The sequence below is a fragment of the Cellvibrio sp. GW822-FHT04B05 genome, from assembly GCF_058800985.1.
Window position 1 is genome coordinate 582,573 of sequence record NZ_JBXAMU010000004.1, and the last position, 22,334, is coordinate 604,906.

Annotated in this window: 22 protein-coding genes; 19 read left to right on the forward strand and 3 right to left on the reverse strand. The window is 47.8% G+C overall.

Annotated features, from left to right (window positions below):
- Nucleotides 1–10 precede the first annotated feature (10 nt).
- From recF to dnaA, 3 genes are all read right to left on the reverse strand, one after another.
- Complete coding sequence (recF, locus tag AC1RJL_RS15655) at nucleotides 11–1,129, reverse strand: DNA replication/repair protein RecF (protein ID WP_492915668.1); 1,119 nt, start codon at nucleotides 1,127–1,129, stop codon at nucleotides 11–13.
- Between the two features lie 52 nt (nucleotides 1,130–1,181).
- A complete protein-coding gene (dnaN, locus tag AC1RJL_RS15660) occupies nucleotides 1,182–2,285 on the reverse strand; it encodes a DNA polymerase III subunit beta (protein WP_492915670.1) in 1,104 nt (367 codons plus the stop codon).
- A gap of 91 nt (nucleotides 2,286–2,376) precedes the next feature.
- Entirely contained in the window at nucleotides 2,377–3,927 is a 1,551-nt protein-coding gene (gene dnaA / locus AC1RJL_RS15665; protein WP_492915672.1) for a chromosomal replication initiator protein DnaA, read from the reverse strand.
- A gap of 556 nt (nucleotides 3,928–4,483) precedes the next feature.
- Here dnaA and rpmH point away from each other — a divergent pair.
- The 19 genes from rpmH to AC1RJL_RS15760 all read left to right on the forward strand — a co-directional run bounded on the left by rpmH (nucleotide 4,484) and on the right by AC1RJL_RS15760 (nucleotide 22,161).
- Entirely contained in the window at nucleotides 4,484–4,621 is a 138-nt protein-coding gene (rpmH, locus tag AC1RJL_RS15670) for a 50S ribosomal protein L34 (RefSeq protein ID WP_151033402.1), read from the forward strand.
- Between the two features lie 107 nt (nucleotides 4,622–4,728).
- Entirely contained in the window at nucleotides 4,729–5,259 is a 531-nt protein-coding gene (rnpA, locus tag AC1RJL_RS15675; RefSeq protein ID WP_492915675.1) for a ribonuclease P protein component, read from the forward strand.
- Nucleotides 5,237–5,539, forward strand: coding sequence for a membrane protein insertion efficiency factor YidD (gene yidD, locus AC1RJL_RS15680; protein ID WP_492915677.1), 303 nt, complete (start codon nucleotides 5,237–5,239; stop codon nucleotides 5,537–5,539). Before rnpA ends, yidD begins: the two co-directional genes overlap by 23 nt.
- 1 nt (nucleotide 5,540) lies before the next feature.
- The gene (yidC, locus tag AC1RJL_RS15685; RefSeq protein WP_492915679.1) at nucleotides 5,541–7,205 is read left to right on the forward strand and encodes a membrane protein insertase YidC; all 1,665 of its coding nucleotides are present in this window, start codon (nucleotides 5,541–5,543) and stop codon (nucleotides 7,203–7,205) included.
- A gap of 4 nt (nucleotides 7,206–7,209) precedes the next feature.
- The gene (mnmE, locus tag AC1RJL_RS15690; RefSeq protein ID WP_492915681.1) at nucleotides 7,210–8,574 is read left to right on the forward strand and encodes a tRNA uridine-5-carboxymethylaminomethyl(34) synthesis GTPase MnmE; all 1,365 of its coding nucleotides are present in this window, start codon (nucleotides 7,210–7,212) and stop codon (nucleotides 8,572–8,574) included.
- Nucleotides 8,575–8,696: 122 nt separating this feature from the next.
- Entirely contained in the window at nucleotides 8,697–9,482 is a 786-nt protein-coding gene (locus AC1RJL_RS15695) for a nucleotide-binding protein (RefSeq protein ID WP_492915683.1), read from the forward strand.
- A gap of 738 nt (nucleotides 9,483–10,220) precedes the next feature.
- A complete protein-coding gene (gene mnmG, locus AC1RJL_RS15700) occupies nucleotides 10,221–12,137 on the forward strand; it encodes a tRNA uridine-5-carboxymethylaminomethyl(34) synthesis enzyme MnmG (protein ID WP_492915685.1) in 1,917 nt (638 codons plus the stop codon).
- Between the two features lie 86 nt (nucleotides 12,138–12,223).
- Nucleotides 12,224–12,859: a 16S rRNA (guanine(527)-N(7))-methyltransferase RsmG gene (rsmG, locus tag AC1RJL_RS15705; RefSeq protein ID WP_492915724.1), complete on the forward strand. Its 636-nt coding sequence runs from the start codon at nucleotides 12,224–12,226 to the stop codon at nucleotides 12,857–12,859.
- Nucleotides 12,860–12,895: 36 nt separating this feature from the next.
- Nucleotides 12,896–13,699 (forward strand): ParA family protein, encoded by an 804-nt coding sequence (locus tag AC1RJL_RS15710; protein ID WP_492915687.1) that lies wholly within the window; start codon nucleotides 12,896–12,898, stop codon nucleotides 13,697–13,699.
- A 27-nt stretch (nucleotides 13,700–13,726) separates the two neighbouring features.
- Nucleotides 13,727–14,638 carry a ParB/RepB/Spo0J family partition protein gene (locus AC1RJL_RS15715; RefSeq protein ID WP_492915689.1) on the forward strand — a complete coding sequence of 304 codons (912 nt, stop codon included), beginning with the start codon at nucleotides 13,727–13,729 and terminating at the stop codon, nucleotides 14,636–14,638.
- Nucleotides 14,639–14,924: 286 nt separating this feature from the next.
- On the forward strand, nucleotides 14,925–15,323 hold the full coding sequence (locus tag AC1RJL_RS15720) for an ATP synthase subunit I (protein ID WP_492915691.1): 399 nt from the start codon (nucleotides 14,925–14,927) through the stop codon (nucleotides 15,321–15,323).
- Nucleotides 15,324–15,362: 39 nt separating this feature from the next.
- Nucleotides 15,363–16,268 (forward strand): F0F1 ATP synthase subunit A, encoded by a 906-nt coding sequence (atpB, locus tag AC1RJL_RS15725; RefSeq protein ID WP_492915693.1) that lies wholly within the window; start codon nucleotides 15,363–15,365, stop codon nucleotides 16,266–16,268.
- A gap of 73 nt (nucleotides 16,269–16,341) precedes the next feature.
- The gene (gene atpE, locus AC1RJL_RS15730) at nucleotides 16,342–16,581 is read left to right on the forward strand and encodes a F0F1 ATP synthase subunit C (RefSeq protein ID WP_039916140.1); all 240 of its coding nucleotides are present in this window, start codon (nucleotides 16,342–16,344) and stop codon (nucleotides 16,579–16,581) included.
- Nucleotides 16,582–16,632: 51 nt separating this feature from the next.
- Nucleotides 16,633–17,103, forward strand: a complete 471-nt coding sequence (locus tag AC1RJL_RS15735) for a F0F1 ATP synthase subunit B (protein ID WP_492915695.1) — start codon at nucleotides 16,633–16,635, stop codon at nucleotides 17,101–17,103.
- A gap of 11 nt (nucleotides 17,104–17,114) precedes the next feature.
- A complete protein-coding gene (locus AC1RJL_RS15740) occupies nucleotides 17,115–17,651 on the forward strand; it encodes a F0F1 ATP synthase subunit delta (protein ID WP_492915697.1) in 537 nt (178 codons plus the stop codon).
- Between the two features lie 22 nt (nucleotides 17,652–17,673).
- A complete protein-coding gene (atpA, locus tag AC1RJL_RS15745) occupies nucleotides 17,674–19,218 on the forward strand; it encodes a F0F1 ATP synthase subunit alpha (protein WP_492915699.1) in 1,545 nt (514 codons plus the stop codon).
- 80 nt (nucleotides 19,219–19,298) lie between these two features.
- Complete coding sequence (gene atpG, locus AC1RJL_RS15750) at nucleotides 19,299–20,162, forward strand: F0F1 ATP synthase subunit gamma (RefSeq protein WP_492915701.1); 864 nt, start codon at nucleotides 19,299–19,301, stop codon at nucleotides 20,160–20,162.
- A 112-nt stretch (nucleotides 20,163–20,274) separates the two neighbouring features.
- Entirely contained in the window at nucleotides 20,275–21,654 is a 1,380-nt protein-coding gene (gene atpD / locus AC1RJL_RS15755) for a F0F1 ATP synthase subunit beta (protein ID WP_492915703.1), read from the forward strand.
- A gap of 81 nt (nucleotides 21,655–21,735) precedes the next feature.
- Complete coding sequence (locus AC1RJL_RS15760; protein ID WP_492915704.1) at nucleotides 21,736–22,161, forward strand: F0F1 ATP synthase subunit epsilon; 426 nt, start codon at nucleotides 21,736–21,738, stop codon at nucleotides 22,159–22,161.
- Nucleotides 22,162–22,334: the final 173 nt, after the last annotated feature.

A 22,334-nucleotide genomic window follows, 5' to 3' on the forward strand; every position in this document is an offset into this window, starting at 1 on the left:
CATAATCTCATTAGGCAATAACTGGAGGAATTAAATTCACCTCAGTCACCCTGCCCTGTTCCACGTGGAACATTTTAGGGGTTATTTCGCTCTTATCACGCCAGCTCGATAGCAAGGTTTCAGACTCCACGCCAGTAATGAATACTTGGGTATTCATGGTATCGAGCCAATGAACCAATAGCGCACGGTGTTTTTCGTCTAACTCTGCCGGTAAATCATCCACCAAATAGATCGACTTACGTCCGGTAATTCTACTAAATACATAACCTTGGGCGATTTTGAGCGCACAGACTAGCAGCTTTTGTTGACCACGCGAGAGTACTTCTGCGGCATCCAAGCCGTTCACCGTTATTTTTAAATCTGCCCTATGACTCCCAGAATGGGTATAACCATGACGTTTGTCGCGCTCAAAAGTATCAATAAGGACATCATTATAGGATTTATCTTTATCCCAGCCGCGATAATATCCAAGTGCTATACCATCAATATTGACAAATTCCTTTAGCAAGGCAGTCAAGGTGTCATCGAATTGCACCATACACCGGGTGCGAAACTCGTGGATCTTGTTGGTTAAATCAACCAGTTCCCTATCCCAGGGTGCTAATTCAAAGGGATCTATTCTATCATGCCGCAACAGGCTATTGCGGTGTTTAAGGCAGCGCTGGATAGCTTTCCATGCAGGGAAGAAATTAGGTTCCACGTGAAACACTAACCAATCAATAAATTGCCTTCTGACTTTCGGACTACCCTCTAGCAATAAAAAGGTATCAGAATTAATCACTTGCACTGGTAGGTAAGCAGCAAGATCAGCAGCAGACGGTACCAACACACCATTGGCCTTAAAACTGGCCTCTCCATCCAAATGCCTGCTTATTCCAATAGGTACATCTAATTCATCATCAGTATGAACCCGGCCAAAGACAGTGAAAGATTTCTGTTGATGATTGATAAGCGGCTTATGCTTATGACTGCGAAAAGAACGGCCCAAGGCGAGAAGGTTAATAGCTTCCAGCAGGCTGGTTTTACCTGAACCATTCTCGCCGTAGATAAGATTCACCTGCAAAGAAGGGGTGATATCCACTCCTTCCAGATTACGCAGGTTTTGAACAAATAGACGTTTTAAGGTCATACGACCAACAGGCGCAGAATGGTTAGAATACGGGGTGACTACCAATGCACCTTTACAGGCGCATCGGCATGACTACATAGAGGGAATCACTGTTTTCCGGCTCTTCCAACAGGGCGCTTGAATTGGCATCTGACAAAGTAATCTTCACATTTTCGTTACTGATTACGTTGGTTACATCTTGCAGGTAACTCACGTTAAAACCAACTTCCAGCGAGTCACCGCTGTAATCCACAGTAACCTGCTCTTCCGCTTCTTCCTGCTCAGGGTTGTTGGCGACAATAGTTAAAGTACCATCAGACAACAATAAGCGAACGCCGCGATATTTCTCGTTGGATAAAATCGCCGTGCGGGCAAACGCTTGTTTCAATTCCAGACGTGAACCTATCACTACCTTATTTCCACCGCGCGGCAGTACGCGCTCGTATTCCGGGAACTTACCATCGACCAGTTTGGAAGTGAAGGTGTAATCCATTGAAGTCACACGGATATGGTTGGAACTTAATACCACTTCAACTTGTGCACTTGAATCATCGAGCAAGCGGGATAATTCCAATACACCTTTACGCGGCAAAATTGCCTGGACAACATCGCTGCTATTCACCGCAACTGCACGAGTACACATAGCCATACGATGGCCATCGGTGGCGACTACACGCAATTGATCCTGGCGTACTTCCCATAACATACCATTCAAATAATAACGGACATCTTGTTGGGCCATCGCAAAAGCCGTGCGCTCAATCAGGCGTTTAACTTCCTGCTGGGCACAGCTGAAACGCAAATTACCGGGAGTATCTTCTACATTGGGGAAATCGGCTGCGGGCAAGGTGGACAAGGTAAAGCGGCTGCGGCCGGACTTGACCATAATGCGGGTTTCTTCGAGAAAAAACTCAATGTTGCTGCCATCAGGCAGCGATCTGCAGATATCTACCAATTTACGCGCTGGAACGGTAATTTCACCGGATACCCCGGCTTGCTCCAGGGTAATGCGGCCAACGATTTCGACTTCAAGATCAGTTCCGGTTAACGACAACTGATCGCCATTCAACTGAATCAACACATTGGACAACACCGGCAGCGTTTGACGACGCTCCACCACACCAGCTACCAGTTGTAAGGGTTTGAGCAAGGTTTCGCGGGATACGGCAAATTTCATGTGATGGTCTCTTAAGTAATCTTCCGGGACTTATTGAGGTTTTTATCTCTGGCAATGCTTTATTACTGTTGGTACAAACAGCGTTTATAAATCAAGTCGTCAACGAACGCAGCAAGTTTTTCATATCTTCGCGGATATCAGCGGTCTCTTCCTGCAATTCCTTAATTTTGCGACAAGCGTGCAATACCGTAGTATGGTCGCGGCCGCCAAAAGCTTCGCCAATTTCAGGCAAGCTATGGTTAGTCAATTCTTTCGCCAAGGCCATCGCCACCTGGCGTGGGCGCGCCACTGAACGACTACGGCGCTTGGAAATCATGTCATTCATTTTGATCTTGTAATACTCGCAGACTACCCGCTGAATATTATCGATTCCCACCTGTTTATCCTGCAACGCCAATAAATCTTTTAAGGCCTCACGTACCAGTTCGACATCAATGGATCGCCCGGTAAAATTAGCACTGGCGATGACCCGCTTGAGCGCGCCTTCCAGATCACGCACATTGGCGCGAATTCGCTGGGCGATAAAGAATGCAGCCTCGTGCGGCAAATCAATATTCACCTGCTCTGCTTTCTTCATCAAAATTGCAACGCGGGTTTCCAACTCCGGGGGTTCTACGGCAACTGTCAAGCCCCAACCAAAACGGGATTTTAACCGCTCTTCCAAACCATTGATTTCCTTGGGGAAGCGATCACAGGTAAGGATTATCTGCCGGCCACCTTCAAGCAGTGAATTGAAGGTGTGGAAAAATTCTTCCTGCGAACGCTCTTTGCCGGCGAAGAATTGGATATCGTCAATAAGCAATGCATCCATTGATCGATAGTAGCGTTTGAAATCATTGATCGCATTGAGCTGCAACGCTTTTACCATATCGGCAACAAAACGCTCGGAATGCAGATAGACCACTTTGGCGTTTGGATTGCGCGCCACCATGGCGTTGCCCACTGCCTGCATCAAGTGGGTTTTACCCAAACCTACGCCACCGTATATAAAGAGGGGATTATAAGCACCACCCGGATTCTCGGCGACCTGCCGCGCTGCTGCCAAACCGAGTTGATTGGATTTACCTTCAACAAAAGTCGCGAAGGTGGAGGACAGATTTAAATAGTTACTGTGTTTTAAGCCACCTTCAACGTCCAGATCAGGTGTTGGACGAGGGTTATCAACGAGGACTTCTTCAGCGATATTAGTGGATTTACCGTCATAATCCCCGATTTTATCCGCTGAATTAGGTTTTTTACCAACAGAATAAACTTCAACAACAAGATTATCGCTCTTACCGCTGTTTACAAAAGCCAGATTATCCACCACCGGATTCACATCAATCGCCACTGGCTGCCTACTAAAGGTTCGCGCTGGCGCTGATATAACTGCCGATTGGAAACCAGCAGCAGGCCTCGGTGCTACACCGACTGCCACTTGCAAACCACTGCCCTGATGATAATGACTGGCAAGTTCGCGAATGCGATTAAGAAATTTCTCAGCCACCCAATCGCAGATAAAGCGGTTGGGCGCCAACAAACGCAATTCCTGGGGTGAGGCTGACTCATCAATTTGCAATGGCCGAATCCAGGTATTGAATTGCTGCGACGGCAATTCATCCTGCAAGCTGGCGGCACATAATTTCCAAATCGATTGCAGCAAAACAAAAACTCCAGGAACGCGGATTGCGCTTATTGTTTATTGACATAATGAACTTGCTATCGACCTATTCTGTATCGACAGATATCAAAATAATGTCGACGCACTGCCAGAGTGCTTTATATCGACGTCGTTGATATTGATTTATAGATAGACGATAACCAAAACAGCCCGCATTGGATAAATCGCGCAGGCAGGTTATACAAGGGAGCCAAGTCTACTCCCGCCCCCAAAAGTTATCCACAACAAAAGCCAAAATAAATTTAATGGGTTAAAACTTAGCCATTAAAATTCAAATAGTTACCTTCCAACTGGCAGCTAATTGCGCGATCGTAAATGACATTAAAAATAACCATTGAAACCTAAAACCTGTGGATAAACCTGTTAATAACATATGAATCATTTGGGGAAAAACAGGTAAAAAATGTGGACAGCTAAATCACCCGGCTTTTGTAGATTATTTGCTCAAAATTATTTGCTTTAGTCTGTGGCATTCATTAGAATCCCGCCTCTTTTCGCACACCGTGTGAATTAACTCAGGATTTTTAACAGGTTTATCATGAAAAGAACATTCCAACCCAGTAATCTGAAGCGCGTTCGTAACCACGGTTTTCGTGCTCGTATGGCTACCAAAGGTGGTCGTTTGGTTTTAGCTCGTCGTCGTGCTAAAGGCCGTAAAGCGCTGACCCAGGTTTAATTGGCTCCCGCTTCCTGGTTCACTAGCAGTTTGTTGAAATTCGTTATTGGCAAACGTGAGACAAAGTAGTCGATAACGGTCGTTCCCAGACTATTTTTAGCGCACTTATGCCAGCCAAAATAGAATTTCAACAGCCTGCTAGTTCGAATCAACCCCAAAGCCTCTCCCGCTTTGGTTCTGATTCCTGTAATACCTCCTTTCGATTTACCAAATCCCTACGTTTACTTTGCGCCGCTGATTTCAAACCGGTGTTTGATAACGCTCCATTTCGCGCTTCGCACCAGCATTTTTTGATCCTTGCTCGCCTCAACCAGCAAGCGCAGCCGCGTTTGGGTTTGGTCATGGCCAAAAAACATATGCGTCTTGCGGTTGAACGCAATCGCATGAAACGCCTGATCCGCGAAAGTTTTCGCCTGCACCGGGAGGATTTTTCCGGTCTGGATGTGGTGGTGTTATCGCGCAAAGGGATGGATGGTTTATCGAATAGTGATTTTACCCGGCAGTTAAACCAACAATGGCAGCGAATTTTCAAAAAAGTGCGCCATCATCGGTTAACATCGCAAGCGCAAACTCCACCGGCTAACCAGCCAGTGGAAATACAGCAGGTAAATGCGGATGTTAAAACAGCTGATCAATAAGGCACACCAGAGCCTGATCTGGCTGGCGATCAAATTGCTCCATGCTTATCGCTACTTGCTAAGCCCCTGGATTGGCAACCAATGTCGTTTTTATCCCAGTTGTTCACATTACTCGGAAGAAGCAATTGTGCGGCACGGGTTTTTTACAGGGTCTTATCTAACCTTGCGCCGCCTACTAAAATGCCACCCCTGGCATGAAGGCGGGCTGGATCCGGTGCCCGAACTGAAAAAAACCTGTTGTTCTTCTATTCATTCACACACTACTGATGGCAGTCATTAAGATGGATTGGCAAAAAAACTTATTAATTGCAGCGATTCTCGCTACTTTGTTAATGCTGGTGATTCGCTGGCATGAATATCAGGAAAAGCTTCCCGTACAACCAGCGGTCGCTTCCCAAACAACAGCAGCCAGTAACAGTTCTGCGCAAACAGCCATTCCCGCTGCCAACAGTGAAATTCCGGTAGCCGCCAACAGTTCGTCTGAAACTGAAAAAACTACCCTGGCAGCTACCCAACTGATCAGCGTAAAAACTGATAGCCTGGACCTGACTATCAACCCTCTGGGTGGCGACATAGTGCAATTGGCACTGCCGCGGTACTTCCTCAAATTGGATACCCCTGACCAACCTTTTGTATTGCTGGATAACCGCAACAATCATACTTACTTGGCGCAAAGTGGTTTAATCGGCACCAACGGTACCGATACTGCACAGGGTCGCCCATTATTTACCAGTGATAAAACGGCTTACACCCTGGCCGACAACGCTAAACAACTCGCTGTGGATCTGGTGTTGCAACAAGGTGAAGTGACTATTACCAAGCGTTTTACCTTCACCCGTGGTGAATACCTGATCAAAGTGGAATACCTGATCGACAACCAGAGCGCCAATGTCTGGTCGGCCCAGCTTTATGGCCAGATCAAACGCGACAGTCAAAACTTCGTGAAAGTCAGCGCCCTGGAAATGAACCCTTTTCTCGGTGCAGCGATTACTACGCAGGAAGAAAACTACAAGAAAATGACCTTCTCCAAAATTGCTGAAGGTGAATTCAAAACCAGTCATCAAGGCGGTTGGGTTGCAATGGTGCAACACTACTTCATCAGTGCCTGGATTCCCGATGCCAATAGCGAAAACAGTTACAGCCTGCGCAAGTTAGGCACCAATGACCTCTATTTACTTGGTTTTACCGGCAAAGTGACTGAAGTTGCTCCAGGTACCCAAGGTGTTATCGCTGCCGATTTCTACGCAGGCCCGAAAGACACCGAGCGTTTGGAACAAATCTCCCCACATCTTGACCTGACCGTGGACTATGGTTGGCTCTGGTGGGTATCCAAACCGTTATTTTGGGTACTTAAATTTATCCACAATCTGGTCGGCAACTGGGGTTTGGCGATTATCGGTTTGACCTTGTGCGTGAAACTGCTGTTCTTCAAACTCTCGGCAACCAGTTACAAATCCATGGCGAAAATGCGCAAGCTGGCGCCCAAACTGGCTGAGATGAAAGAGCGCTATGGCGATGACCGCCAGAAGTTCTCGCAAGAAATGATGAAGATGTACAAAACCGAAAAGGTAAATCCATTCGGCGGTTGCTTGCCTCTATTAATCCAGATGCCAGTGTTCCTAGCACTTTATTATGTATTGATGGAATCAGTTGAACTGCGCCACTCGCCATTCTTCGGCTGGATAACTGACTTATCGGTAAAAGACCCTTACTTTGTATTGCCGATTATTTACGGTATTACCATGTATTTTATGCAGAAGCTCAACCCGCAGCCAACTGATCCTATGCAAGCGCGCATCATGCAAATGCTGCCGTTGATCTTTACCTTTATGTTCCTTTGGTTCCCGGCCGGTCTGGTACTTTACTGGGTGACCAACAACACCTTGTCGATTGTCCAGCAATATATTATTACCAAACAAATCGACGCCGAACCTGCAGCTAAATAAGTCTATGATCATTACCGACACCATCGCCGCCATCGCTACCGCCACTGGCCGCGGTGGTGTCGGTATAGTCCGCGTCTCAGGTCCTAGAGCCGGACTTGTTGCCGACCAACTCCTCAAGATCAAACTCCAACCACGCCATGCCCACTATTGCGATTTCTCAAGTCGCAGCGGTGACGTTCTCGATCAAGGCATCGCCTTATTTTTCCCGGGCCCCAACTCATTTACCGGTGAAGATGTCCTTGAACTCCAGGGTCACGGCGGGCCAGTTATCCTCGATTTACTGTTGCGCGAAATCACCCAGATGGGGATTCGCCTCGCCCGCCCGGGTGAGTTTTCCGAGCGCGCTTTTTTAAATGACAAACTTGATCTGATCCAGGCCGAAGCTATCGCCGATTTGATCGACGCTACCAGCGAACAAGCGGCGCGTAATGCGTTGCACTCGCTACAAGGTGCGTTTTCCAAACGAATCCATGAACTGGTCGAAGCCCTGATCCATCTGCGGATTTACGTGGAAGCCTCAATCGACTTCCCCGAAGAGGAAATCGATTTTCTCAGTGATGGCAAAGTCGCGCGCGATCTGGATGGCATCATCGGTAAGCTACAGCAGGTATTTAAAGAAGCACGCCAGGGTGTATTGGTGCGCGACGGTATGCGGGTGGTGATCGCCGGTCGACCTAACGCCGGTAAATCCAGTTTGCTTAATGCACTGAGCGGCCGTGAATCCGCCATCGTAACCAGTATTGAAGGCACCACCCGCGATGTGCTGCGTGAACATATCCATATTGATGGTATGCCGCTGCACATTATCGATACTGCCGGCTTGCGCGAAAGCCCGGATGAAGTCGAGCAAATCGGTATCCAGCGCGCCTGGCAGGAGATCCAGCAAGCCGACCGCGTCTTATTATTGGTCGATAGTCGCCAAACCCAACTGGCTGATCCCCATGAAATATGGCCGGAATTTGTCAAAAAACTGCAAGATCCAGGCAAGATCACCCTTGTTCGCAACAAAATTGACCTCAGCAATGAAGCAGCAGGGCTGTTTCACTCAAGCGCAAATAACATATATATAGGTATTAGTGCTGCAACCGGTGCCGGGATCGATGAATTAAAACAACACCTGAAAACCATTATGGGTTTTAGCGAGAGCGGCGAAAGCGGTTTTACTGCCCGCCGCCGTCACTTGGATGCACTTGAACGCGCGCACGCTTTCCTCGCATCCGGCAAAGCACAACTGCAAGGCTATGCCGCCGGTGAATTGCTCGCGGAAGATTTGCGCCAGGCACAAAATGCATTGAGCGAGATTACGGGTGAATTTACCCCGGATGATTTACTGGGGCGCATCTTCAGTAGTTTCTGCATCGGCAAATAAATGATTCATAATTATGCGTCGCTGGATTCCCGCTAAATCCACCTAATGTGAGTCTTCACCAAGATATCTGTCAATGTGTGTCTATACTGTTTATTAATTAAACAGTATAGATTTTTCACGCCATGAAAATTCCGGCTCTACCTGATAGCACTAAACCCCATACAGATCCTTTAGTCGCGATACAACTGCTTTCTGCCTGCCGTATTCTGGTTATCAACGGCAAAGGTGGCTCCGGCAAAACAACCCTGAGTACCAATCTCGCTGCCTGGCTGGCAAAACGCGGTGATACGACAGTATTGGTCGACGCAGATCCGCAAGCTTCAGCCAGTTATTGGCTCTCATCGCGCGCGCCGGAATTACCTAAAATTTTCGGCGTAAAGATTGACCCTACCAGCCGGATAAGCCGCAGTTTCCAATGGCGTGCCCCAAAATCTACTCGCTGGTTAATTACCGATGCCGCACCCGGCCTCACTGATAACGCGCTGGACGACATTATCCAGAACCACGATCTCATCATAGTCCCGGTATTACCGTCCGATATTGATATCCGCGCCAGCGCACGTTTTATCGGCGAACTCCTGTTAAGCCGCAGTATGCGTCGCCAGCGTCGACCGATTGCGGTGGTTGCCAATCGCGTAAAACAGCAAACCAGTGCCTGGGAAAGATTACAAAAATTCCTGCTCAGCTTGAATATCCCCTACCCCGCCACTTTACGCGACACCCAATATTACGTACGTGCCTACGGTGAAGGTCGCGGTGTCGCCGACTATCCACAACAAAGCCATGAACGCGATCGCAAAGACTGGGAATTACTTTTATGTTGGTTAGACGCACAAGTTTCAGCCAAACAATGGCTGGATGAAACCTTCGCTGAAGATCCCGCTAACGATATCTCCAATGTGTCTTAAATTGGTGAACCTTCCACTAAAAGAAACCTTAATACAGACTTATCTTCAATCTTTTCCACACAGTTACACAGGTTATCCACAGTTGAATCGAGTTTTATTGCGTAAATAGTTGTTTTAAATACCGTTTTAGTTATCGAATCAAACTTGTGTGTACAACCCTGTGGGTGTTGATGACAAAAGCTGGGCAGGTTTTTGGGGATAAGTGGGAATTTCTCCGCTTTCTGTATAACAATGGCTTTTATAACCAGCTTCCAAGCAGCTTAAGCCCAGCTTGCGCGAGCCTTTTCCAATGCCTTATCATCTATTTAACCTGTTGAAAAATAATTACTTTTTTAGCTTATCCACAGAAAAAGTGATCTATATATATAACAACATCTTTTAAATACCTGAATAACAATACATATATTCATTTCATACATTATTTTCCTTTGTTGTAACGCGAGCTGTTTTTTTGAATAACTAGGTTATTGGACAAATGAGGTCCATTCTTCACTCTGGAACACGCCGTACTTTTTGTTTAAGGAAAGCATTCATGGGGGCTCGACAGTGGAGTCCCACCGCTGGTGATTCCAGAGTAAATACCGGATTCCATCTGCGATATTTCCGTGACGAAAAAAAGCATTGATTAATCCCTGTACAAGTTTTGTGCAAATCGCTGACAGGCCCTATAATGTCGCCCCTTTTGTTCCACGTCTGTCCAAGGTATTTGTACGCAGCCCGGCTGCAAGGTAGTAAGCGATGATTTTTCCGGATCGTTTTGATGTGATTGTGATCGGCGGCGGCCATGCCGGCACCGAGGCCTGCCTGGCGGCGGCGCGCATGGGTTGTAAAACCCTGCTGCTCTCGCACAACATTGAAACCCTTGGCCAAATGTCCTGTAACCCGGCCATTGGCGGGATCGGCAAAAGCCATCTGGTAAAAGAAATTGATGCCATGGGCGGTGCTATGGCACTCGCGACCGACAAAGGCGGCATCCAATTCCGCGTGCTCAATGCGCGCAAAGGCCCGGCAGTGCGGGCGACTCGCGCTCAGGCCGACCGTATTCTCTACAAGGCGGCGATTCGCCATACCCTGGAAAACCAGGAAAATCTGTGGATCTTCCAACAGGCCGCTGATGACCTGATTGTGGAAAATGACCAGGTGCGCGGCGTGGTTACCCAGATGGGCCTGAAATTTATGGCCACTCAAGTGGTGTTGACAGCCGGTACTTTTCTCGGCGGTTTGATCCACATCGGTATGCAAAATTATTCCGGCGGCCGCGCCGGTGATCCGCCGTCGATTGCACTGTCCAAACGCCTGCGCGAATTGCCGTTGCGGGTTGATCGCTTGAAAACCGGCACTCCACCGCGTATTGATGCGCGCACAGTGAATTTTGATGTGTTGGAAAAACAGTGGGGCGATGAACCGCGTCCGGTGATGTCGGTGATGGGCAACCGCGCCATGCAACCGCAACAAATTTGCTGTTACATCACCCATACCAATGAAAAAACCCACGATGTGATTCGCCGCAACCTCGATCGCTCGCCCATGTACTCAGGGGTGATTGAAGGTATCGGCCCGCGTTACTGTCCGTCGATTGAAGATAAAATTCACCGCTTCGCGGATAAGGATTCACACCAGGTATTTATCGAACCGGAAGGTTTGACTACCCACGAACTTTATCCGAACGGAATTTCCACCAGCTTGCCGTTCGATGTGCAGTTGGAAATCGTGCGTTCGATGAAAGGTTTTGAAAATGCGCACATCCTGCGTCCGGGTTACGCGATTGAATACGATTATTTCAATCCGCAGGATTTGCAACACAGCCTGGAAACCAAAGTGATCGGCGGATTATTTTTTGCCGGCCAGATCAACGGCACTACCGGTTACGAAGAAGCGGGTGCGCAAGGCTTGCTTGCCGGAATAAACGCGGCGCTGCGCGCGCAAGAAAAAGCGGCCTGGTGCCCGACCCGTGACCAAGCTTATGTCGGTGTGTTAGTGGACGACTTGATTACCCTCGGCACCAAAGAACCCTATCGTATGTTTACCAGCCGCGCCGAATACCGTTTGTTGTTGCGCGAAGACAATGCCGATTTGCGTCTCACCGAAAAAGCGCGCGAATTTGGTTTAATCGGCGATGCGCAATGGAAAATTTTCTGCGACAAGCGCGAGCAAATCGCACTTGAGCAAGAGCGTCTGCGCTCTACCTGGATTCAGGCCGGTTCTGCTGAAGCAGAACAAGTAGAACAAAAAATCCAGACTAAATTGACACGCGAATACAGTTTGATGGATTTGCTGCGTCGTCCGGAATTAACCTATACCGATATAGCTTCACTCAAAGGTGATCCTATCGCCAATGAAGCAGCAGCAGAGCAAATTGAAATCGACGCAAAATATTCCGGCTATATCGAGCGCCAGCAAGAAGATGTTGATCGTTTGCGCGCTTACGAAAATACCTTGATCCCGGATGATTTTGATTATTCAGTAGTTGATGGTTTATCAAACGAGGTCAAACAAAAATTGACCGCTGCGCGGCCGCAAACACTGGCACGTGCTGCGCGCATTTCAGGAATTACGCCAGCGGCAATTTCACTGGTGCTGGTCTATTTGAAAAAGCGTGGTGTGTTAAAACGTTTGCAGGTAGATGCAGATACGCCTGAACAACAAGCATCGTAATTTTACTGCCGCTTAAACCAAGAGAATTGTGAGTGACCGATTTACATAACGAATTACGTAATCAATTGCTGCGCGGTGCGACTGAAATGTCGGTCGTCCTGAATGACGGACAGATTGAAAAATTATTGGCTTACGTGTGTGAGTTTGAAAAGTGGAACAAAGCCTATAATCTTTCAGCAGTGCGCGATATTCACCAAATGGTAGCACGTCACCTGCTGGATAGTTTAAGTGTGGTGCCCTGGTTTCAGAATGGAAAGGTTCAGGGTGGAAAGTCGCAGGCTGAAATTTTTTTTTCCGCTGCGCGGGTAATTGATGTCGGCACCGGCGGTGGATTACCTGGAATTCCGTTGGCAATTATGTTCCCGGAAAAACAATTTACCCTGCTCGATAGCAACGGTAAAAAAACCCGCTTTTTATTTCACATTAAAACCTTGCTGGGTTTAACCAATGTGACGGTTGAGAATCACCGGGTAGAAGAGTTTCAACCGGAGCAAAAATTTGATGCGGTGATCAGCCGCGCGTTTGCCAGCTTGCAAGATATGACCGAGGGCTGCGCACATATGTTGGCACCCGGCGGAATTTTTCTGGCGATGAAAGGGATATTCCCGCAAGATGAACTTGTGTCCATCGCCGATAAAATTGAATTACTAGAAAGTGTAAAACTGTTGGTTGCAGAAACAGACGGCGAACGCCACTTGTTAATTTTGCGGCCGCAACAATAAAAATTTTCAACCACTGTGTGGTTATAGGATTTTCACTTGACCAAGATATACGCCATTGCCAATCAAAAAGGTGGAGTCGGTAAAACGACCACCTGTGTGAATTTAGCAGCATCACTGGTAGCAACCAAAAAGCGTGTCTTGTTGGTGGATCTTGACCCACAAGGCAACGCCACCATGGGCAGCGGCGTAAATAAAAATGAAATTGAAGAAAATATTTACGATGTGTTGACTGAACGCGCAGCGATTAAAGATTGCATCGTTGTTTCTGAAAGCGGCAAATATCATGTGTTGCCCGCCAATGGTGATTTAACGGCAGCTGAAGTAGAAATGCTGGCGCTGGATAACAAAGAGCGCCGTTTACAAAATGCGCTCAACCAGGTGCGGGACCAATACGATTATATCCTTATCGACTGCCCACCTTCACTTAATATGCTTACCTTGAATGCGCTCGCTGCCTGCGATGGCGTTATCATTGCAATGCAATGTGAATATTATGCATTGGAAGGTTTGTCGGCATTGGTCGGCACCATTAACCAAATTCAAAAAGTATTAAATCCGAATTTAAAAATCGAGGGACTGCTGCGCACCATGTATGATCCGCGCAACAGTTTGACTAACGATGTATCGGCGCAACTGCAGCAGCATTTCGGCGATCGTTTATATCGCACCTGCATTCCGCGCAATGTGCGTCTTGCAGAAGCGCCGAGTTTTGGTATGCCGGTATTGGCGTTTGATCGTCAATCCAAAGGGGCAATTGCGTATCTCGCATTGGCTGGGGAAATTTTGCGTCGCAATGAAACAAGCAATAAACCCGCTGCTGCAGCAACAGAAACTCTCTAACAAAAAATTGATATAAGGCTGATTCAGATGTCGACAAAACGCAAAGGATTAGGAAAAGGCTTGGACGCACTGCTCAGTGCCGGCCTTGGTGTAACAGCACCTGCGCCCGAGATGCCGATTAATCCTGCGGAAGTGGATAGCAAACTGGAATATCGCGACGGCAAACTCGCGCATTTACCGGTGGAATTAATTCAGCGCGGCAAATATCAACCGCGGCGCGACATGCATACCGAAGCCTTGGAAGAATTAGCCGAATCGATTAAAGCCCAGGGCGTAATGCAACCGATTGTGGTGCGCCCGATTGGTGAAGGTCGCTACGAAATTATTGCCGGTGAACGCCGCTGGCGTGCGACCCAAATTGCCGGCCTCGATAAAATCCCCGCTGTAATTCGCGATGTACCCGACGAAGCGGCAATTGCGATGGCGTTGATTGAAAACATCCAACGCGAAAATTTAAATCCGATTGAAGAAGCAGTTGCACTCAAACGTTTGCAAGATGAATTTGAATTGACCCACGCGGAAGTTGCGCAAGCGGTAGGTAAATCGCGCACGACGATTACTAACTTGCTGCGCCTGATTGCATTGAGTGAGGAAGTGAAAACCTTACTCGAACACGGCGATCTGGAAATGGGCCACGCGCGCGCATTGTTGACGCTTGATGCGGAAACCCAACGCGCAATTGCGCGTCAAATTGTTGCCAAAGGCTTGTCGGTGCGCCAGACCGAAGCATTGGTGCGTTTGCATCAAGAAGGACAACAAAAGGACAAATTAAAACCGGAAGTTACCGTCTCTGCTGATATCCGTCGTTTGCAAGATCAACTTTCCGATACCTTGGGCGCGGGTGTAGAAATCCAACACGGCGCAAAAGGTAAAGGCAAATTGGTAATCAGTTACAACTCGCTTGATGAGTTGGACGGAATCCTCGGCCATATTAAATAAATTTAATAGCATTGAGACCGCTGCCGAAGATGCCTTTTCCCTATATCTAGTTGCCATCAACAACTTCAAACACTAGTTACAGTAAATAAAAAAATACTTGGCAAATTTACAACAAATTTACTAGGCAGTATTTGGCTTTGGTGCTAGCGCGACGGTTGCCGCTAGGGGGCTTAATCACTATAATGCGCCACGTTTGGGCGTTTGAAACATAAGCTTGTTACCAATGGTAATAAGCAATTGTTTATGACAAAATGCCGCCGCAAAAAATGGGGAGCCCTGAACCAGTATGTCGCGTTATCTCAAAGGGCGTGACTTTGCTCTCCAGACAGTGGCAGTCCAGTTATTGGTAACCTTGGCAATCAGCGCCATGGGTCTTGCGGTCAACAGTCAGATCGCAATTTCATTGTTTGCAGGTGGAATTATTTGTGTGACAGCCAATGTGTGGCTGGCACTAGTGGCGTTTCGTCCCGCATTGGGCGCGCCCACCCAGAAAATCCTGGCGGCTTTTTACGTCGGTGAGTTGGGAAAGTTTGTTATCACAGCCCTGTTATTTTTGTTGGCGTTCAAGAAGATAGCGTTGCTTCAACACGCGCCTTACGCCGCAACCATGATTCTGGCTTATGTGATGGTTCAGGTAATTGCCTGGCTATATCCGCTATTGCGCAGCCCTGGTGGGCGCCGCTAGCGTGAACCGATTTCAACTTTGGTCATTTGGGATTTAACGATGTCATCCGCTGAACACGCAGAAGCACTAACATCTTCAGAATATATCAAGCACCACCTAACCAATCTTACCTATGGCAAGTTGCCTGATGGTAGCTGGGGTTTTGCACACAATGGCGACGAAGCTGCACAAATGGGCTTTTGGGCTGTTAACGTAGATACCATGGGTTGGTCCTTATTTTTAGGTGTATTGTTTTTTATCATTTTCCGCAGTGTTGCTAAAAAAGTAACCTCGGATGCGCCTACCGGCTTACAAAACTACGTTGAAGCAGCTGTCGAATTTGTCGATAGCAACGTCAAAGGTATGTTCCCTTACAAAAATGCCATGATCGCACCTCTGGCGCTGACCATTTTGGTGTGGGTATTCTTTATGAATGCGATGGATTTGGTCGCTATCGACCTGTTGCCGGAAATTGCCAAACTGATCGGTGTTTCGCTCGGCGCTGATCCTCACGCAGTATTCTTCAAAGTAGTTCCATCTACTGACCCTAATATTACGCTCGGCATGGCCGCATGTATTTTCTTGTTGATTCTGTTCTTCAGCGTCCGTGAAAAAGGTGTGATTGGTTTTGCTAAAGAGCTGTGCTTGCATCCGTTCAGCAGCAAAAACGTGATTGTGCAGATTGCAGTAATTCCGGTGAACTTTATTCTTGAAGCAGTAAACCTGATTGCCAAACCGGTATCACTCGGTTTGCGTCTTTTCGGTAACCTCTACGCCGGCGAAATTATTTTTATCCTGATTGCGATTATGATCGGCGCTAATTTGGTTCTCGGTTTCTTTGGTATTTCGCTGCAGATTATCTGGGCGCTGTTCCACATCCTGATTATTGCATTGCAAGCGTTCATCTTTATGGTGCTGACCATTGTGTATATGAGCATGGCTTACCAAACCGATGAGCAGCATTAATTTTTTTAGTTTGTTTTTTTAAGTTTTTGTTTTTCGTTTTTTATTTTTATCAACTTAAGTAGGAGAAAACACTGTGACTGAAGCTCAAGCTTTGATTTATTTGGCAGGTGCACTGGTAATTGGTTTGGGTGCTGTAGGTGCTGCTATTGGTGTAGGTATTCTTGGTGGTAAGTTCCTGGAAGGCGGTGCCCGTCAACCGGAATTGATCCCGATGTTGCGTACCCAGTTCTTCGTTGTTATGGGTCTGGTCGATGCGGTTCCAATGATCGGTGTTGGTATCGGCATGTACATCCTGTTTGCTACAGGCGCCTGATTTTAAGTAGTCGCGTTAGCGATTTAATCCCTTTAACAAAGGCATCTAAACGTGAACCTGAACGCAACTTTTATTGGTCAGATGGTGGCATTTGTCATCTTTATTTATCTGACACATCGTTTTGTATGGCCACCCATTGTTGCGGCAATGGCTGAGCGTACCAAGCGTATCGCTGATGGTCTCCAGGCTGCGGATAAAGCTGAAAAAGATCTTGAGTTGGCCAAACAGAAAGTGGTTGAGCAGTTAACTTCTGCCAAGAAAGAAGCTGCCACTATTATTGATCAAGCTAACAAGCGTGCAATCGAAATTGTTGAAGAGGCAAAAGAGAAAGCCCGTTTGGAAGGTGATCGTCTGAAAGTCTCGGCCCAAGCTGAAATTGATCAGGCTACCAGCCGTGCGCGCGAAGAATTGCGCAGCAAAGTGGTAACCCTGGCATTGGCTGGTGCAGAAAAGATTCTCGAATCTTCTATCGATCAAAATGCTCACAACGAGTTGGTAAACAAACTCGCTGCCGAGCTCTAAGAGAGGTAGATATGGCTGAACTAACCACCTTGGCTAGACCTTACGCCAAAGCAGCATTTGAATTCGCCCTGGCTGCAAATAAATTGCAGTCATGGCTGGAAGCTCTGGAAGTTTCAGCCGCTGTTGCAGAACAAGATCAGGTAAAAAAGGCCTTGGGCGTTTCTGGTCTGTCTGCTGCGCAAAAAGCTTCCATCTTTGTACAAGTTTGTGGTGAGAAGATGGATGAAAATCAACAGAATTTCATCCGCACCCTTGCAAGCAATAAACGTCTGGCGCTGCTTCCGTTTGTGAAAGAGCTGTTCGCCAGGATGAAAGCCCAGCAAGAAAAAACCATCGATGTTGAGGTGACCGCAGCTTACGAGTTGCCGGTTGACTTGATAAACAAATTGGCTCAAGCACTGAGCGCCAAATTGGATCGTAAAGTCAGTGTTCAAGGCTTGGTTGATAAGAGCCTGCTGGGTGGTGTTGTTATCCACACCGGCGACATGGTGATTGATGGTTCAGTACGTGGTCGCTTGGCGAAGCTCGCCGAAGCAATGAAATCCTAATGTTAGGGTCGAGGAACAGAGCATGCAGCAACTGAATCCTTCTGAAATCAGTGAAATCATCAAGCAGCGTATCGCTGGCCTTGAGTTTTCAACAGAAGCACAAAACGAAGGTACTGTCGTTTCCGTAACGGACGGTATTATTCGTATTCACGGTCTCGCCGATGTTATGTACGGTGAGATGATTGAATTTGAAGGCGGCATCTACGGGATGGCACTGAACCTGGAGCGTGACTCTGTGGGTGCAGTAATTCTCGGCGATTACCGCGGTGTGGCCGAAGGCCAAAAATGTAAGTGTACCGGCCGTATCCTGGAAGTTCCTGTCGGTCCGGAAGTGCTGGGTCGTGTGCTCGACGCATTGGGTAATCCCATTGACGGTAAAGGCCCACTCAACACCAAAATGACTGATGCTATCGAAAAAATTGCGCCCGGCGTAATTTGGCGTAAGTCGGTAGACCAGCCAGTACAAATTGGTTTGAAAGCAATTGATGCGATGGTACCTATCGGCCGTGGCCAGCGTGAGCTGATCATCGGCGACCGTCAAATCGGTAAAACCGCGATTGCGGTTGATGCGATCATCAACCAGAAAGGTTCCGGTATTAAATGTATTTATGTTGCTATCGGCCAGAAAGCCTCTTCTGTAGCAAGCGTTGTACGTAAGCTCGAAGAGCACGGCGCTATGGATCACACTGTTGTGATCGCAGCGACCGCTTCCGATCCAGCAGCAATGCAATTCCTCGCCGCTTTCACTGGTTGCACCATGGGTGAATACTTCCGCGATCGCGGTCAAGATGCACTGATTATTTATGACGACCTGACCAAACAAGCTTGGGCTTACCGTCAAATTTCGCTGTTGCTGCGTCGTCCACCGGGTCGTGAAGCTTATCCCGGCGATGTGTTCTATCTCCACTCCCGTCTGCTTGAGCGCGCATCGCGCGTGAGCGAAGACTATGTAGAGAAATTCACCAACGGTGAAGTGAAAGGCAAAACCGGTTCTTTGACCGCTCTGCCGATCATTGAAACCCAGGCCGGTGACGTATCTGCATTCGTACCAACCAACGTTATTTCGATCACCGACGGACAGATCTTCCTTGAATCGTCCATGTTCAACTCGGGTGTTCGCCCGGCGATGAACGCCGGTATTTCGGTATCGCGTGTAGGTGGTGCTGCACAGACTAAAGTGGTTAAAAAGCTCTCCGGTGGTATTCGTACCGCATTGGCGCAATACCGTGAATTGGCTGCGTTCTCGCAGTTTGCTTCCGACCTGGACGAAGCGACCAAATCACAATTGGAACACGGTCAACGTGTTACCGAATTGATGAAGCAAAAGCAATTTGCTCCATTCAGTGTTGCACAAATGGCGCTGGTCTTGTTCGCTGCTAACGAAGGTCATCTGAAAGATATCGCCGTTAACAAGGTGCTGGATTTTGAAGCTGCCCTGCTCTCTTTCGCAAAATCTGAATACGCTGACACTATGGCTCACATTGATGCCACTGGCGATTGGAATGGCGAATTGGAAGGCAAGTTCAAAGAGCTGATCACCAAGCTGAAAGCAAGCCGCACCTGGTAATTTGGCGGTCAATAAAAGCCGATGAACTATCGGCTTTTATGACCTCAAGCGTCTTAGGCCGTTAACCTGAGTTCGAGAGTATGGCAAGCACTAAAGAAATCCGGACGCAAATTTCGAGCGTCAAAAGCACGCAGAAAATTACCAGCGCGATGGAAATGGTCGCTGCGAGTAAAATGCGTCGTGCACAAGATCGTATGCAATTGGGCAAACCTTACGCCAATCGCATCCGTGAAGTAGTCGGGCATCTGGCTAACTCCAGCCCCGAATACAAACACCGTTTTATGAAAGAGCGCGAAGTGAAACGCGTTGGTTATATTCTGGTGTCCAGTGATCGTGGTCTCTGCGGTGGTTTAAACACTAACCTGTTTAAAGCCGCTATTAGGGACATGAAGCCTTGGGCGGACAAGAATATTGAAATCGATTTGTGTCTGATCGGTGCGAAAGCAGCACAATTTTTCAAAAGCTTCGGTGGCAATGTAGTTGCTTCCACGCGTGATATCGGTGAGGCTCCAGTGGTTGCTGATTTGATCGGTAGTGTGAAAGTCATGCTCGATGCGTTTGAACAAGGCAAGATCGATAAATTGTTTTTGGTGAGTAACGATTTTGTTAACACCATGACGCAAACCCCAACGGTTCGCCAATTGTTGCCCCTGGTTGCTGAAGAAAATACCAAGTTGAAACATCACTGGGATTATATCTACGAGCCAGATGCTGAGTTCCTGTTAAAAGGTTTGTTGACTCGTTTTATTGAATCGCAAGTCTATCAAGCGGTAGTTGAAAACGCGGCGTCAGAACAAGCTGCGCGAATGATTGCAATGAAAAGCGCAACCGACAACGCCGGTGAATTAATTGATAGTTTGAAACTGATTTACAACAAAGCGCGTCAGTCAGCCATTACGCAAGAGCTGTCAGAAATCGTCGGCGGTGCAGCAGCGGTATCTTGATACCCTGCTCTCGCTGCGCGCAGCAAGCCAAACTGTTTTTGTGTTTAATCCTTCAGCCCCCTGAGTTTTATTAAAAGGGATCTGAGGTTTCTGGAACAAAGAGGAACCGGAAATGAGTAGCGGACGTATCGTTCAGATTATCGGCGCGGTTATCGATGTGGAATTCCCACGCGATGCAGTGCCTAAAGTTTATGATGCACTGGTAATTACCGACGGCAACCTGACCCTCGAAGTTCAACAGCAATTGGGTGACGGCGTTGTGCGCACTATTGCCTTGGGCTCTTCCGAAGGTTTGCGTCGCGGCCTGGTTGTGACCAACACCAACGAACCAATCCGTGTACCTGTGGGCAAAGAAACCCTGGGTCGTATTATGGATGTGTTGGGCAACCCTATCGATGAAGCTGGTCCAATCGGCGAACAAGAGCGTATGCAGATTCACCGCGCTGCGCCGAAGTATGAAGAGCTGTCAGCGTCAGACGATTTGCTCGAAACCGGTATCAAAGTAATCGACCTGGTTTGCCCCTTTGCCAAAGGCGGTAAAGTAGGTTTGTTCGGTGGTGCGGGCGTAGGTAAAACCGTAAACATGATGGAACTCATCAACAATATCGCGAAAGAACACAGTGGATTGTCGGTGTTTGCCGGTGTAGGTGAGCGTACCCGTGAAGGGAACGACTTCTACCACGAAATGAAAGAGTCCAACGTCGTTGATAAAGTGGCGATGGTATACGGCCAAATGAACGAGCCGCCAGGCAACCGCCTGCGCGTGGCGTTGACTGGCTTGACCATGGCGGAAAAGTTCCGCGACGAAGGTAAAGACGTACTTTTCTTCGTAGACAATATTTATCGTTACACCCTGGCTGGTACTGAAGTATCTGCATTGTTGGGTCGTATGCCTTCAGCGGTAGGTTATCAACCGACTCTGGCGGAAGAAATGGGCGTTCTGCAAGAGCGTATTACTTCTACCAAGATTGGTTCTATTACCTCTGTTCAAGCGGTATACGTACCAGCGGATGACTTGACTGACCCGTCACCGGCAACCACCTTTGCGCACTTGGACTCAACTGTAGTACTGAGCCGTGATATTGCTGCAAAAGGTATTTACCCGGCGATCGATCCACTGGATTCAACTTCACGTCAGTTGGACCCAATGATCATCGGTAACGAGCATTATGAAGTAGCACGCGGTGTGCAAACTGTATTGCAACGTTACAAAGAACTGAAAGATATCATCGCGATTCTGGGTATGGATGAATTGTCAGAAGAAGACAAACAAACCGTATCACGCGCGCGTAAAATCGAGCGTTTCTTGTCCCAGCCTTTCCACGTAGCAGAAGTATTTACCGGTTCACCGGGCAAATACGTTCCACTGAAAGAAACCATCCGTGGTTTCAAAGGTTTGTTAGCCGGTGATTTCGATCATTTGCCGGAACAAGCCTTCTACATGGTAGGTTCTATCGACGAAGCGGTCGAAAAAGCTGCCAAACTCAAGTAATCGCCAACCCCCGTGCTAAACCCACGGGGGTTGTCTGCTGATCTGTTTGGATCAGCATTATTTCAGTGAAGAGACACAAGTATGGCCATGACTATTCAATGCGATATCGTCAGTGCTGAGCGTGAAATTTTCTCCGGCTTGGTGGAGATGGTAATTACCACCGGTAGCGTAGGTGAAGTGGGTATCGCCTACGGTCACGCACCTTTACTGACCGGCATCAAGCCAGGTCCTGTGCGTCTTATCAAGCAAGGCGGCACTGAGGAAATTTATTTCGTTTCCGGTGGTTTCCTTGAGGTTCAGCCCTATCACGTGACCGTATTGGCGGACACCGCCCTGCGTGCCGACGATATGGATGAAGCTGCTGCCCTGGAAGCACAAGAAAGAGCGCAACAACAACTGTTGGAACAATCCAGTCAGATTGACTTCCAACGCGCCGCCGCCCAATTGGCAGAAGCTGCTGCCCAATTGCGCACCTTGCAGGCGATCAAGAAAAAAGCAGGCAAGTAAGCGGAACAATCTGTTGTTGATGTGATAAAAAGGCGATCTTCGGATCGCCTTTTTTATTGGTTTGATTGTCCCGTCCTGAAATAGGTTTACACATTGGAGACCTATTATGGAAACAACCGTTACTCCTCCCATAAAACGCACCCAGCGTGATTACACGTTAGGCTTTAAATTAC

Bases quoted from the DNA above. Each gene is read 5' to 3' on its own strand.
- dnaN (WP_492915670.1), bottom strand. From the start codon at position 2,285: ATGAAATTTGCCGTATCCCGCGAAACCTTGCTCAAACCCTTACAACTG.
- AC1RJL_RS15740 (WP_492915697.1), top strand. From the start codon at position 17,115: ATGGCTGAACTAACCACCTTGGCTAGACCTTACGCCAAAGCAGCATTT.
- atpG (WP_492915701.1), top strand. From the start codon at position 19,299: ATGGCAAGCACTAAAGAAATCCGGACGCAAATTTCGAGCGTCAAAAGC.
- mnmE (WP_492915681.1), top strand. From the start codon at position 7,210: ATGATCATTACCGACACCATCGCCGCCATCGCTACCGCCACTGGCCGC.
- recF (WP_492915668.1), bottom strand. From the start codon at position 1,129: ATGACCTTAAAACGTCTATTTGTTCAAAACCTGCGTAATCTGGAAGGA.
- mnmG (WP_492915685.1), top strand. From the start codon at position 10,221: ATGATTTTTCCGGATCGTTTTGATGTGATTGTGATCGGCGGCGGCCAT.
- AC1RJL_RS15715 (WP_492915689.1), top strand. From the start codon at position 13,727: ATGTCGACAAAACGCAAAGGATTAGGAAAAGGCTTGGACGCACTGCTC.
- atpD (WP_492915703.1), top strand. From the start codon at position 20,275: ATGAGTAGCGGACGTATCGTTCAGATTATCGGCGCGGTTATCGATGTG.
- AC1RJL_RS15695 (WP_492915683.1), top strand. From the start codon at position 8,697: ATGAAAATTCCGGCTCTACCTGATAGCACTAAACCCCATACAGATCCT.
- rpmH (WP_151033402.1), top strand. From the start codon at position 4,484: ATGAAAAGAACATTCCAACCCAGTAATCTGAAGCGCGTTCGTAACCAC.
- AC1RJL_RS15760 (WP_492915704.1), top strand. From the start codon at position 21,736: ATGGCCATGACTATTCAATGCGATATCGTCAGTGCTGAGCGTGAAATT.
- rsmG (WP_492915724.1), top strand. From the start codon at position 12,224: ATGTCGGTCGTCCTGAATGACGGACAGATTGAAAAATTATTGGCTTAC.
- AC1RJL_RS15720 (WP_492915691.1), top strand. From the start codon at position 14,925: ATGTCGCGTTATCTCAAAGGGCGTGACTTTGCTCTCCAGACAGTGGCA.
- rnpA (WP_492915675.1), top strand. From the start codon at position 4,729: ATGCCAGCCAAAATAGAATTTCAACAGCCTGCTAGTTCGAATCAACCC.
- yidC (WP_492915679.1), top strand. From the start codon at position 5,541: ATGGATTGGCAAAAAAACTTATTAATTGCAGCGATTCTCGCTACTTTG.
- atpB (WP_492915693.1), top strand. From the start codon at position 15,363: ATGTCATCCGCTGAACACGCAGAAGCACTAACATCTTCAGAATATATC.
- yidD (WP_492915677.1), top strand. From the start codon at position 5,237: ATGTTAAAACAGCTGATCAATAAGGCACACCAGAGCCTGATCTGGCTG.
- atpA (WP_492915699.1), top strand. From the start codon at position 17,674: ATGCAGCAACTGAATCCTTCTGAAATCAGTGAAATCATCAAGCAGCGT.